Annotated in this window: 11 protein-coding genes; 1 reads left to right on the top strand and 10 read right to left on the bottom strand. The window is 39.5% G+C overall.

Going from position 1 to position 13,717, the window contains the following annotated elements:
* Positions 1 to 109: 109 nt before the first annotated feature.
* Positions 110 to 2,410 (top strand): family 20 glycosylhydrolase, encoded by a 2,301-nt coding sequence (locus D0T60_RS06680; protein WP_163217383.1) that lies wholly within the window; start codon positions 110 to 112, stop codon positions 2,408 to 2,410.
* A gap of 89 nt (positions 2,411 to 2,499) precedes the next feature.
* On the opposite strand, the gene rpmA is transcribed toward D0T60_RS06680, so the two are convergent.
* The 10 genes from rpmA to miaA all read right to left on the bottom strand — a co-directional run bounded on the left by rpmA (position 2,500) and on the right by miaA (position 12,954).
* Positions 2,500 to 2,772: a 50S ribosomal protein L27 gene (rpmA, locus tag D0T60_RS06675; protein WP_163217382.1), complete on the bottom strand. Its 273-nt coding sequence runs from the start codon at positions 2,770 to 2,772 to the stop codon at positions 2,500 to 2,502.
* Between the two features lie 22 nt (positions 2,773 to 2,794).
* Positions 2,795 to 3,112, bottom strand: coding sequence for a 50S ribosomal protein L21 (gene rplU, locus D0T60_RS06670; RefSeq protein ID WP_163217381.1), 318 nt, complete (start codon positions 3,110 to 3,112; stop codon positions 2,795 to 2,797).
* Positions 3,113 to 3,402: 290 nt separating this feature from the next.
* Positions 3,403 to 4,287: a TraB/GumN family protein gene (locus D0T60_RS06665; protein WP_163217380.1), complete on the bottom strand. Its 885-nt coding sequence runs from the start codon at positions 4,285 to 4,287 to the stop codon at positions 3,403 to 3,405.
* A 17-nt stretch (positions 4,288 to 4,304) separates the two neighbouring features.
* On the bottom strand, positions 4,305 to 4,817 hold the full coding sequence (locus D0T60_RS06660) for a C40 family peptidase (protein WP_163217379.1): 513 nt from the start codon (positions 4,815 to 4,817) through the stop codon (positions 4,305 to 4,307).
* A gap of 113 nt (positions 4,818 to 4,930) precedes the next feature.
* Positions 4,931 to 5,632: an ABC transporter ATP-binding protein gene (locus D0T60_RS06655; protein ID WP_163217378.1), complete on the bottom strand. Its 702-nt coding sequence runs from the start codon at positions 5,630 to 5,632 to the stop codon at positions 4,931 to 4,933.
* Positions 5,633 to 5,687: 55 nt separating this feature from the next.
* A complete protein-coding gene (locus D0T60_RS06650) occupies positions 5,688 to 7,172 on the bottom strand; it encodes a DUF5687 family protein (protein WP_163217377.1) in 1,485 nt (494 codons plus the stop codon).
* 168 nt (positions 7,173 to 7,340) lie between these two features.
* Positions 7,341 to 10,175, bottom strand: coding sequence for a pitrilysin family protein (locus D0T60_RS06645; protein ID WP_163217376.1), 2,835 nt, complete (start codon positions 10,173 to 10,175; stop codon positions 7,341 to 7,343).
* Positions 10,176 to 10,278: 103 nt separating this feature from the next.
* Positions 10,279 to 11,085: a 3-deoxy-8-phosphooctulonate synthase gene (kdsA, locus tag D0T60_RS06640; RefSeq protein ID WP_163217375.1), complete on the bottom strand. Its 807-nt coding sequence runs from the start codon at positions 11,083 to 11,085 to the stop codon at positions 10,279 to 10,281.
* An 8-nt stretch (positions 11,086 to 11,093) separates the two neighbouring features.
* Positions 11,094 to 12,020, bottom strand: a complete 927-nt coding sequence (locus tag D0T60_RS06635) for a diacylglycerol kinase family protein (RefSeq protein WP_163217374.1) — start codon at positions 12,018 to 12,020, stop codon at positions 11,094 to 11,096.
* A gap of 10 nt (positions 12,021 to 12,030) precedes the next feature.
* On the bottom strand, positions 12,031 to 12,954 hold the full coding sequence (gene miaA / locus D0T60_RS06630) for a tRNA (adenosine(37)-N6)-dimethylallyltransferase MiaA (protein WP_163217373.1): 924 nt from the start codon (positions 12,952 to 12,954) through the stop codon (positions 12,031 to 12,033).
* Between the last annotated feature and the right edge of the window lie 763 nt (positions 12,955 to 13,717).

The following is a 13,717-nucleotide window of genomic DNA, read 5'->3' as shown; positions in this document are numbered from 1 at the left end:
CAGAATAAACAGATTATTCAAAAAGTTTGTAGCTATACTTTTAGAGGAAAAAATCTTTTTGTAACTTGGCACTCGGTTTTATGTAGTTACTAACCAAAGTTTAATGACAATGAGAAATTTGTGGGCGGCTCTGTTCGTTTTTCTGTTTGCAACAGGCTGTACAAATGTAAAAACAGAAGATGTTAACCTGATTCCGCTTCCGGCAGAACTTACCATGCTCAACGGACAGTTTGTATTAAATGCCGATGCGAAGATTTACTATGCTCAACCCGAGTTGGCAGTAGCAGCAACCTATTTGCAGGAACATATATTGAAGCAGACCGGCTTTTCACTTTCGGTAGTGGAAGGAGCCGATGCCGGAAAGAACATTTCTTTGCTTTTAAATTCCGAATTGGGGGAGAAAGACCAATATGCGTTAACTGTTAATGATAAAGGAGTATGTTTGGAAGGTTCTAATCCCCGTGGAGTGATATTGGGAATTCAAACCATCCGCCAGTTGTTGCCGCAATCTAATACTGAGGGAAAAAGCAGCATCGGCATGCAAGCCATGATTGTAAAAGACGAACCGGCATGGGAATGGCGCGGAATGATGATGGATGATGCCCGTCATTTTTTTGATAAAGAAGAAGTGAAACGCTTCTTGGATATGATGGCCCTCTACAAATTCAATAAATTCCATTGGCATTTAACAGACGATCAAGGGTGGAGAGTGGAGATTAAAAAGTATCCTTTGCTGACAGAAAATGGAGCATGGCGTACTTACAATAAGCATGATAGGACTTGCATGAAATATGCAAAGAACGAACACAACCCTGATTATGAGCTTCCGGAAAAAAGATTGCGCCCGGTTGAGAATGATACAATTGTAGAATATGGCGGGTTCTATACTCAGGAAGATATACGCGAAGTTATCGCTTATGCTGCCGATCGGGGCATTGATGTAATTCCCGAGGTAGATATGCCGGGACATTTCTCTGCGGCTATTAAGGTATATCCGGAGCTTGCTTGTTTCAATCAGGCAAGTTGGGGAAGAACTTTCTCGGCACCAATTTGCCCGGGTAAAGATGCGACTCTCCAATTCTGCAAGGATGTATATGCCGAAATATTTGAGCTCTTTCCTTATCCGTATATACACATGGGAGCCGATGAGGTGGAAAAAGACAATTGGTTAAAATGCCCGAATTGTAAGGCCCGTATTAAAAAAGAAAAGCTGAAAGACGAAAAAGAATTGCAATCATGGTTCGTAAAAGAGATGAAAGCCTTCTTTGATGGCAATGGAAAGAAATTAATTGGTTGGGATGAAATTATAGAAGGTGGCTTGCCCGAAGGAGCTGTTGTAATGTTTTGGAGACCTTGGGCACCTACAGCCGTAGATGTTGCTACATCTAAACATAGCGAGGTGATTTTAACACCTAATTCTCATTACTATTTCGATTTTAAGCAAGATGATCAAACCTTGTTCAGAGTGTATGATTTTGATCCGGTACCCGAAGGATTAACTGATGAACAAAAGAAATATATCTTAGGTGTACAAGCCAATTCCTGGGCAGAATATATTCCTTCTTACCAACGATTGGAGTATATGGTAATGCCTCGCATGGCAGCGTTGAGCGAAGTTGCCTGGAATTATAGCAAGCGCGAAGAGTGGAATAAATTCTATCAACGACTTATCCCGCATTTCTCTCGTTGGGATGTTATGAAGATCAATTATCGTCCGTTAGATCTGAAAGGCTCGTATCTGAATAACGCGTTTATTGGCTCTACGGAGGTGACTTGGAATAATCCGCTTCCAAACATTTCTATTTATTATACTACTGATGGAAGTATACCTACCAAAGAGTCTACTTTATATACAGGACCTTTCACCATTAATGAAACTACCGATTTTACTTTGCGCTTTTATCGTCCGGATGGAACAGCAGCCGATATCATAAAAATGTCTTATCGGAAAGAAGAATATCGTTCGGCAGACAAACCGGAAAATGTAGAGCAAGGACTTGCGTTGGCATGGCATGAAGGTATTGCGCGGAAATGCGAGGAGATTGAGAAACTTCCTTTGAAACAAAACTATGTGGTAGACGGCATTGTAGTTCCGGAAGATGTAAACCGGAAAAGAGGATTAATCTACTCCGGCTACATCAAAATAGATAAAGATGGAGTGTATACATTTACATTAGGCTCCGATGATGGAAGTATGCTGTATGTAGGAGATGATGTTGTTGTTGATAACGATGGCCCTCATGGTCCTGTGACGATTTCCGGGCAAAAAGCACTGGCTGCCGGCTATCAACCCATTACGTTGTACTATTTCGATATGAATAATGGTGGGTTTATCAGCCTGAAGGTATTGGATAGTGATGGGAATGAGATTGAATTATCCGGAGATAGATTGTGGCATACACCCCATTAATTCATTGTTCTCTTATAGAAAAAATAAAAGGCATATAGTTCGAAAACTACATGCCTTTTTATTGAAAGTTGAAATAATCTTAGTATTCCTTACGCTTGTGCTTCTTGTTCTGTTGGAACGATAGAAACAAATCTCTTGTCGTTTTTACCTCTTTTGAAAGTAACTACTCCATCTACTAAAGCGAAAAGAGTGTGGTCTTTACCCATACCCATGTTGTCACCTGGGTGGAATTCAGTACCTCTTTGACGAATGATGATATTACCTGCTTTGCAAGTTTCGCCACCAAATATCTTCACGCCTAATCTTTTACTTTGCGATTCGCGGCCGTTCTTCGAACTACCGACACCTTTCTTATGTGCCATTTCTTTTTACTTTTTTAATTGATTAAGCTACTACTTCTGTAATTGTTAACTCTGTAAATTGTTGACGGTGACCGTTGCGTTTTCTGTAACCTTTTCTTCTTTTCTTGTGGAATATGATTACTTTGTCACCTTTAACCAGTTCTGATACAACTTGGCAAACAACTTTTGCGCCGTCTACTGTAGGTGCTCCTACTGTAATAGCTCCTTCTTTGTCTACCAAAAGAACTTTGTCAAACTCTACTGTTGCTCCGTTTTCAGCACCTTGAATGTGGTGAACGAACAACTTTTTGCCAGCTTCAGCTTTAAACTGCTGACCATTGATCTCTACAATTGCGTACATCTGTTATTATTTATACAGGTTTCTCCGGCGGGTGGTTTTTAATTCCTTAAATACACTTAATCAACCCGTTGCGGAATAATCGGGCACAAAATTAGGGGTTTTATTTGGTTTAGACAAATGTTGAGGCGATTTTATTATGATAAGTGCATGGCATTCTTTATCTTATAATATATTGAACCACAGATTAACGCAGATTAACACAGAATTTTTAAGTTAAGATGCCGCAGGAAACTAAAAACTCTGTGTTAATCTGCGTTAATCTGTGGTTCAAAAAATATAGAAATATACTATCAATCAACCGCTTCAACCAAAAAGCCTTCTTTCCTTAATAAATTAACTAATCCATTCTTTCCGGGCAGGTGCAAAGCCCCTACAGCTACGAAATTTGAATCTTCCACAAATAAAGCAGGTAGCTGTTTAACCCATTCCCGATTTCGGTTATCTACCATTGCTTCCATTTCTTCCGGGAGAGGATCGCATTTGGATTGCTCTTTCTCTTCCGAGATTTTGAGCATTGTATCTAACTTCTGATTCATATAAGCTGTTGTTAACCTTTGAGTTACATCTACGGCTTTATTGATATCTTTGAGTGTGCAGACTAATAAATCTGCTTGCCGTTGCAGAGTAGTGCTGCTTAGCAGGAGCTTACATTGAAATTCCATTGTTTCAAGTCCGATAATCTTCTTTCCTTTTTGTTTTGCCTGGCTTTGAAAGAAAGTATCCATCTGCAATTTGGGGTTAAACTCCGGATGGTGTTTGAGGTATAGCATCACAATGATGTTATTGCTGATAAAAGCCGGACGTAGATTCGGCATATCTTTCATGTCGAACTTGAGATGCTCTTTTACGTATTTATTTACCAGTTCATAATCGTCGGTAGTAAACAACATGTTGAGGGTGGTGTCGGCAGGCATCATCATCATTTCCTGCATGAGTTGTATGGACTGAGGACTTTGGGTTTCGGATAATACCATCTCTCCAATCATTCTGTTGGCTTCGTTGAATGCCGGGCGAAGCCCTTGAATACTGTCGATGATAGATAGAGAAGCCAAATGGTGTGTACCAAATATATAGGATGGTTGCTTTATACCATTTCCCGAAACCTTCCACAATAACTGAGCATTACTGTTGAGCACAATACTCACAAGAAATAGAATTCCGAATAGCCTTTTCATATCTGCGTTTTTTTAAGTTATTTAATTCTTCCTCCCCTTATCCAGTGTTTCTGATAATAAGTTTCATTTAGACTGCTGACAATAACTCCCTGACTGCTACTGGCATGAATAAATTTTCCGGCTTTTAAGTAAATGCCTACATGGGCAACCTTTTTGCCGGAACGATTACTGCTGAAAAATACCAGATCGCCCTCTTTGAGCTGATGCCTTACTACCTTTGTTGAGGCTTTTAGTTGGGTATCTGTAGTTCTTGGCAGTTTCACTTTATATACCTTTTTATATAGCTGTTGTGTAAAACCGGAGCAATCGGCTCCTTTTTTGCTGTCGCCTCCCAGGCGATAAGGAGTTCCAATCCAATCGGCAGATTCTATGTATAGTTTATGGTTGTCTTCATAAGCTATGTCCAACCTTAGTTTTACGGAGGCTTTTGCTAATGCTTTGTAATCCATACTCGGAGCTACACTTCCGCAAGAGCTTAGGCCGACTGAAAAGCCGATTAAAACGAGAGCATATAAAAAGTATTTCCTCATATTATTTAATTAATCTGAACACAGAGGCACAAAGACTCGGAGTTTTTATAAGTTATATCTTTCACTCTGATTAAAATCTCTGTGATTTCGTGTCTCTGTGTTCAAAATTTATATTATTCTACATTGAAATATTGTTCCAGTTCCGCTTCGGCCGAATTATTCTCGTTGATAATATCCTTTATAATTGTACCATATTCTAATAAGGCAATTCGCGGACATACATCAACTGTATGATTCAGGTTATGACTGGAAATCAATATCGTGGCATTTGTCTCTTCATTGTACCTTTTCAGTAGTTGCTTAATGATCGATTGCGAACTTGGGTCCAGAAAATTAAATGGTTCATCCAGTATCAGCAAGCGAGGTTTGTGCAACATAGCAGAGATAATACCGATCTTTTGTTTGTTTCCCGCTGAAAAGTTACGAATAAATTTCTTTTGTCCCATCACTTCATCATTCATAAATCTTTCGAAAATAATAAGACGTTCATCTATCTCTTCCTTTTTCATGCCGTACATCTTACCGGTGAAGTAGAAAAACTCTTCGGGAGTGAGGTAATCGATGAGAAAGCTTTCGTCGATAAAAGCACCTGTGATGTTTTTCCAGTCTTCGCTTTGGCTCACATCAATCTCGTTGATAAGAACATTTCCCCGATCGGCTTTCAGTAAATCAAGCATCAGGCGAAAAAGAGTGGTTTTGCCGGCTCCGTTGTTGCCAACCAGTCCCAGCATCTCTCCTTCGTTTATTTGGTAGTTCTCTATATCAACGGCTTGTTTCTGTCCGAAGTGTTTCTGCAGATTATTTATTGTGATCATGGGTTTTCTGTTTTTAAGTTATTGGGTTTATGAGTTTTCGGTTTAAGAGTCGGTATTATCTGGTATCCCGGAAGCCTTCCATGTTTTTATATCTTCGTTTCATGAAACGGAGATAGACATTCTTAATCCATAGAGAAGAAGTTGCTGTGAAAGCGATTCCAATAATCATCATAATCCACAAAGCAATGGATTCGGAAAATAGTGCTCTTAATGTGGCCGATAATATAAGGGGAATGCCAAAAGCTGCGAAACTTACTAAACTTTGAAAACCTGTTCCGGATGTTTGTCTGCCGGCAACTCCTTCGTTAAGCGGAGTGGTTTTGTGGTTATAAACAGCCATTTGAAATAATATGAAATAGATAAGACCGGTAGTGAAAAAGGCATAAGAGAAACAAGTAAGCAGAGTGATTTTACCTGTTATGATGGCCGGAATTAATAAGATGAAAGGAACAGCTACCAATAAACTGTAGAAGTAATATTTAGCTTTCAGTAAACTCATGAGAGATTCTTTACGAGTCATTAATCCATCTAAATAATTGCCTTCGAAACTCATAATATGTATAAGCATAACCATTCCGAACACGGCAAAATTATAGATGGCAATGAAGTTTTTCATGGAAGCTCCATTATAAACATCCGAAAAGCTAAGTGCAAGCGAGAATATAATAACGATTGCTCCGATGGAACGGAGTGAGCTTTTGCATCGTTTATTTCGGAAAAGCATTTTCAATTCAAGGCGAAAATATTCTCCCACCTCTCCGTATTTCTCTAAGAACTTGTATTCGGAGATGTTTCTTACTTTGGTGTCGTCTACCTTATTAATTTCCGAGTACATGAGTTTAGACATTAACTGTCGGTTTATTAGCCACATAATTACAATGGCTGCAATAGTAAATAGGAAGTAGAGAATATTTCCTTCAATAAAGCCTTCTCCCATATTCATGGTGAAAGTACTGATGGGGTGGTTGCAGTAAAATTCTACAATGCCCAGTATAATATATAGGGCAATGGGGAACAAAATCCACCAGATTCTTTCGCTTAGCAGTGTGCGGCATAACAAGAACCAATAATTATTAAAGGTCATAATCAGGCAGATGCCTATTCCATAAGTTATCACACCCCATATACCATAAAATTTGGTAACGGTGAGTATGGCGAATGGAATAAAAAAGAACAGCCATATAGCATTGAAAGTGCTTAACCCGGAACGAATCAGCAAAAAGTCTATCAGCCTGTTTCGCTTTACAGGAAGTAACAGGTAGGGTTTGACTTCCTGAGTGGGAGTTTTCTGAAAAGGAAATCGCAATAGGAAATCCAGGATTAGAAATATACCTATCCCCTTATTAATAATATGATATGCTTCCATATTAGGAACAGACTCTCTGAATATTGATGCAAAGGAAACTCCAAAAAACATGAGATATCCAACCCAGAACACGGACATGATGTACATAAAGAACTTGCCGAACTTGTTCTTTTCGTACATAGGATGCCTTTTGGCAGCAAGTTTGCTGTGTTTACGTAGTTCGAAGAAAAGCATAAGATGATGATATATAAGTTAGGAAGATTACGAAGGGAGAAAAAAGAGAAATGTGTCAAAAGTCCCAATTAATGATAAAATACGATTTGAACACAGACACGGAGGCACAGAGTCTCTCATTTTTAGTGAGTTAAATTCTCTGTGCCTTTGTGTCTCTGTGTTCAAACATTATTGTTTTTCGGGGCTGATCATAGTAACTTCAATCTGATTCTTTTGTTTGAATAAACTATGAGCAAATTTGCGAATATCTTGTACTGTAATACTATTAACCAGGTTGCTGAAATCTTCGTTCTTGTTTACACCGGTTAAAATATACTCTTCGAGAACTCCCATCCAGTATCCATTCTCCTTCACAGCTTCGTTGAAGCTTTTCAGTGTATACTCTTTCACTTTGTTCAGGTTGCTTTCGGATGGACCGTTCTTTATTAGTTTATCAAGTTCGGCAAAAACTATTTCCATTAGCTTGTCTTTCTTTGCCGGGTCGGTATCGAACGAAACCTGGAAGGTGAATACTTCTCGTGGAAATTTAGATAGTCCGCCTTCTACGCTCACACCATAAGTACCTCCTTCTTCTTCGCGAACGGTTTCGGTATAAACCAAACTCATAATCTGATCGAGCATACTCATTAAGATTTTATTTTTCATGGTATAAGCACAATTGCCATGATATAACACCAGGTTAGTGGCTTTGGCAGTTTCTTGTTGCTTAATGAACTCATTCTTATAAAACCCTTTGCGTATGTTCATTTTATTATCTTTGAATGTTTCTTTTCTGTTGATAGAGGGAAGTGCGCCCAGATATTGCTCAATCAAAGGTTTAACTTCGTCGGCATTTATATTACCAACAAAGAAAAATGTAAAGTCGCTGGCATCTTTAAAACGATCCATGTACATGTCGATTGCTTTGTCGTAGTCGATCAGATCAATCATATCTGCCTTTAATCTTTTGGCTCTTGGATGATTCATGTACACAGCAGCATTTATAGTATCGCTTAGTGCAACCATTGGCTCTAACTCCTGGTTGTGTAAAGCTGCTTTGGTGCGGTTTTTATAAGATAGGAAAGCTTCTTCGTCTTTGCGTGGTGCAGTGAACGCCAAGTAGGTAATTTGCATCATGGTTTCGAAATCTTTTGGCGAGCAGCCTCCGGAGATGCTTTCGGTAGCTCCTCCTACACTGGAAGAAGCCCATGCTTTTTTACCTGCCAACATCTTTTCAAGCTCTGTAGGAGAGAATTTGGCCATTCCGCCTACGCCTACTACAGAGTTCAGCGTCATAATGTTTATGATATCTTCGTTGGGGAACAAAGAGCTTCCTCCGAAGCTGATACCTTTCATGCGTATGTCGTCGGCTTTGAATTCGGTAGGTTTTATATAAACCTTCACTCCGTTTGATAATACATAAGAAGTGGTACCGAATATATCGTTTTGTTTCTCCGATACGATTTTACCGGGAGTGGGCAGTTGCGCAATTAACGGTTCGTCGGATACTTTGTCTTCGTAAGCAGTAAGTTCTTCTGTCTTTATGTCGTCCAGAATCTTGCGAATGGCATCTTTTTCGGGATAAACCATTCCTTCTTTTTCGGGACCGAAGATGGCTACTACCTGATTGGTACCTGTAACAAGGGCAGGAAGGAACTTGTTCAAGGCTTCAACCGGAATGGAAGGTGCTACTTGATTCATGATTGTATATAAATCTTCTATGCCGGGGATAGGTTCATTATCAAGGAAATGGCGCACATACTGATTTACGTAGTTATCATTTTTTCTTTTATCTCTTTCATTATAAGCAGATTCCAACTGACGCAAATAGTCGGCGCGGGCACGTGTATATTCAGAGTTGGTGAAGCCAAAGCGGCGGGCGCGTTCTATTTCGCGTAGTATGCTGGATAGTCCGCTCTCTATTTCGCCCTCTTTACAAACCACATATCCGGTAAAGGCTCCTTTTGTTTTGGTTACGAAGAAGTTTCCGTCATAAGCTCCTGCATATATAAAAGGAGGAGTAGCAGTTTGCCGAAGCTCGTTTAAGCGCGCACATAGCATATTGCTGATGAGGCTCTTTGCATAGTTCTCTGCCAGATAATCCATACTGCTTTTCTGGCTGTCGGGAGTAGCATTGTGCTTATTGAATAGCAATATCTGAGTGTTAACCTGTTCCTTATCTTGTTCGATAACGATGATTGGCTCTTTATTATCATCTACCGGATAATAAATTCGTTCGGCTGCATTGGGCTGAGCCGGGATGTCACTAAATAAAGATTTTATTTTGTTTTCAATTACATCTACATCAATATCTCCTACTACAACAACTCCTTGTAAATCCGGTCTATACCATTTTTCGTAGTAGTCTCTCAATGTTTGGTAAGGGAACTTGGTTACTACATCCATACTTCCGATGGGTAAGCAATCGGCATATTTAGTACCAGCAAACATTTGCGGAAGGGCTTTGTCTTGAAGGCGTTGCGTAGCGCTCATACGGGTACGCCATTCTTCCTGAATAACTCCGCGTTCCTTATCAATTTCTTTAGGATCGAGTAATAAATCGTTCGACCAGTCGTGAAGAATAAGAAGGCAAGAGTCTATAATACCTTCGCGAATGGCAGGAACGTTTGATATATTATATACTGTTTCATCTATAGCAGTATAAGCGTTCAGGTTTGTGCCAAACTTAACACCTATTGATTCGAGATACTGCTTAAGCGCATCGCCCGGAAAGTGAGTGGTTCCGTTAAAGCATATATGTTCCAGGAAATGTGCCAACCCTCTTTGTTCGGGAGTTTCCTGAATAGAACCTACTTTTTGTGCAATATAAAAGTCGACTCTGTTCTCGGGTAGATTGTTTTTACGAATATAATAAGTAAGGCCATTGCTTAATTTACCAATGCGCACATTGGGATCAACAGGAATAGGAGGAACAGAGGATTGACTCGGTTGTGCTGAAACCAAAGTGTAATTACCACCTATAATCAGAGCAGCAACGAGTAGTGTTTTAAAGAATTGCTTCATGATTTTGATTAAAATTATAATTGTTTTTATTTATTGGTCGTTGTTTCATAGAGTTAATCACAAAACATCTGTTTTTTTTATAAACTGATTACAAACGAGCAAGTTAACTAACGGCTTCGCGTATTCGAACCAGTTTGATAAGAAGATCTTCTAATAAATCTAATTTGAGCATGTTGGCTCCATCGCTTTTAGCTACGGCAGGGTTTTCGTGGGTTTCGATAAATAACCCGTCGGCACCTACGGCTATTCCGGCTTTGGCTATGGTTTCAATAAGCTGGGGCATACCTCCTGTAACGCCGGCCGTTTGGTTGGGCTGTTGCAGAGAGTGAGTTACATCTAATACAACCGGGTAACCAAAAGTTTTCATTTCGGGTATTCCGCGATAGTCTACTACTAAATCCTGATAGCCAAATGTAGTACCTCTTTCCGTTACCATAACATGAGGGTTTCCGGCTTCTACTACTTTATCTATTGCAAATTGCATGGATAAAGGAGATAGGAATTGCCCCTTTTTAATGTTAACGGCTTTGCCTGTTTGGGCGGCAGCTACCAGGATATCTGTTTGCCGGCAAAGGAAAGCCGGAATTTGGAGTACATCTACATATTCGGCTGCCATAGCTGCTTCGTGCGGTAGGTGTATGTCCGTAACGGTAGGTATGGCGAATGTTTTGTGTACCTTTCTCAGTATTTTCAGTGCTTTCTCGTCTCCTATGCCGGTAAAGGAATCTAAGCGAGAGCGATTAGCCTTTCGATATGATCCTTTGAAAACATAAGGTATCTTGAGCTTATCGGTTATACTCACAATTCGTTCGGCAACACGCATTGCCATCTCTTCGCCTTCAATTACACAGGGCCCGGCAAGAAGGAAGAAGTTTCCACTTTCGCTATGTTTCAGGTTCTTTATATCCATATATATATTTAGTTGGGAATAATTAGTGTTACAGCTTCGGTTTTGATACCAACCTCAATTGGAAAATGTTTAGGAAGTAGGCGGCCATCCAGATCTACAGAAGCATTTCGCGCCCGAAGTACTTTAACTTTCTTGGTGCGGTAAATGCGTACTACTTCATGATTCAGTATTCTTCGTCTGATTAGCATTACTAAACCGGTAAATATCTGTAGAATTTGCGGTCGGTATATAATAGAAACATCCAGCCACCCATTGTAAGGTACGGCGCTGGGCGTTTGCCCATAACCGGAGGCATTACCTATACATATAGTCATGATGCGTCCGCGTATGTGCTCTCCATTAATGGTGAGGTGCATGCGATACAATTTTCTTTCGAAGAAGAGTAAAAAGAAAGCTGCAAAGTACGACAGGAATTTTACCCCCCAGAATCGCTTGGTTTGATCGGTGATTTTTACGATTCGTGCACCAAGTCCAATGTTTACAGCATTCAGAAAGAAACGTCGTTCATGATTCTTTCCGTTGTAATAACGGCAAAAACCTATATCAATCTTTTTTTGGCGATTATTCAGAATACAGTCTACTGCATCTTTGTATTCAAGGCTTTGAGTCCAATATTTAGCAAAGTCATTTCCAATACCATTAGGAATTATACCAATGGCAATTTCCTCCTTGTTTTCAGCATTCGAGAGCATAATACCATTAAGGGCATCATTTATAGCGCCATCTCCTCCCACAACCACGATGGTGCGGTAGCCATTGTTTGCTAATATGCCGGCCAGTCTTTCTACCGAGCCGAAACCTTCTGATTGCACATAATCGTATGATATGTTTTTGCTATCCATATACTCTTTAATCTCTTTCCAGCGCTTTTGCGCTTTGCGGGTTCCAGCCTTGGGATTATATATGACTCCCCATTTTCCGGGTTCTACACTCATACCTGTTACTTTATGCTGATTTTGTTAATAATTCCTTGATATAGCTAATCTTCTCTTCCAAAGTCCAGGCTGTTTCTACCCAATGAATATCGAAACCTTTCCGCTCCATTCCTCTGAACCAAGTCATCTGTCTTTTGGCAAACTGATGAATAGCTATTTCAAGTTGATTGTACATCTCTTCGTAAGAGAGTTTCCCCGTTACATGAAGAGTGAGATATTTATACTCTAAACCATAGTAAATAAGATCTTCCGGATGAACGCCTTGATTAAGGAGCGTTTTCACTTCATCAATCATTCCTTCTTCCAGGCGTTGCTTTAGTCTGGTCGATATTTTCTCGCGTCGGGATTCGCGGTCGATGTGAGTTCCTATAATCAGGCTCTTTAGCTTGGGAAATTCCCTGCGGGAAAGATCATTTGCCCTATAATATTCTTCAATCTCGATGGCGCGAATGGCACGCTTTACGGTGTCTACATCAGTAGCGTTGTGTAATGTTTTGTAATTGCTAAGGATGTTGGTCAATTCGCTCAACGATTTATCGGCTAACTTATCTCGTAGTTCCGTGTTTTCCGGTACAGGAACGAGTTTATATCCTTTTAAAACCGATTCGAGATACATCCCCGTGCCCCCACATAAAATAGGGAACTTATTTTCTTCTTTAATTTTATGGTAGGCATTCAGGAAATCATGTTGATATTCAAATACATTATACTTATATCCGGGGTCAACAATGTCAATAAGATGATAAGGGATTTTTTTTCCATGAACAGTGTAATCGGCCAGGTCTTTTCCTGTACCTAAATCCATGCCACGATATAACTGGCGAGAATCTGCACTAATAATTTCTGCATTTAATTCGTATGCTAATGCGGCAGCCAGTGTTGTTTTTCCGGATGCAGTGGGGCCTAATATTGCGATTAGATCATAGTCCGACATTGTTGTTCTTGTTTAGATAAGACAAAGATAGGCAAAAGATAATGAAAGTTTATTGATTTTTGGGCAAAAAGCACTGAATCCGGAGAAACCGTTTTCTTTTACAAAAAGAAAGAATTACTGATGGCATATCTTAAAGTGTGTTATAAAGCACGCGTTATCGCACACGGAGTTTGCTAAAATCAAAAATAGCTGTACCTTTGTACTGTGTTTTTCATAGTATTAGATTTAAGGTTAACAAAGGTTGGGATCAGGCGTGATCCCTTTTTTTATTTATAGGAGAATCCCTCTGTTTCATCCTTATTTCTCTCTCTCTTGTTGTTCTCTTTCCTCCGCCACAATCTTCTATTTTTTCACTCCCCTTCTTCTCCTTTTCCCTTGTTCTTTTCTGTATTTCTTAAAATTTCTAAACAGGTTTCGTTATTTCTCTTCTTTCCCTTTAGTTTCCTTGATAAAATATGCTGTTAATTCCCATCTCATTAAACCTCTTTCTTTCCTTTTGATAAGCCGTTATATTCAAATCCGTACGCATTCCTTCTTCTTACACTTCTTTTAAAAACAGCATATCAAAAGTATAGCAAACCGTATAGCAAAAAAATGGCTATATATATAATGATGATGATAATGATGTAAAAATGAATAGACCAAAACAGAAAACATCCCCTGCTGCTACCATCACTTTCTCAACCTTCCAGTAGCATTTACTTCAATTGCCGGTATCACTTTTTGTAATTCCCGGCACCTTTTTCTCTCCTTTTCCCCGATC

Source organism: Bacteroides sp. 224, assembly GCF_010500995.1.
Classification (GTDB): domain Bacteria; phylum Bacteroidota; class Bacteroidia; order Bacteroidales; family Bacteroidaceae; genus Bacteroides.
The sequence above is the reverse complement of the archived record's forward strand: the minus strand, read 5'-3'. Positions and strand labels throughout refer to the sequence as shown.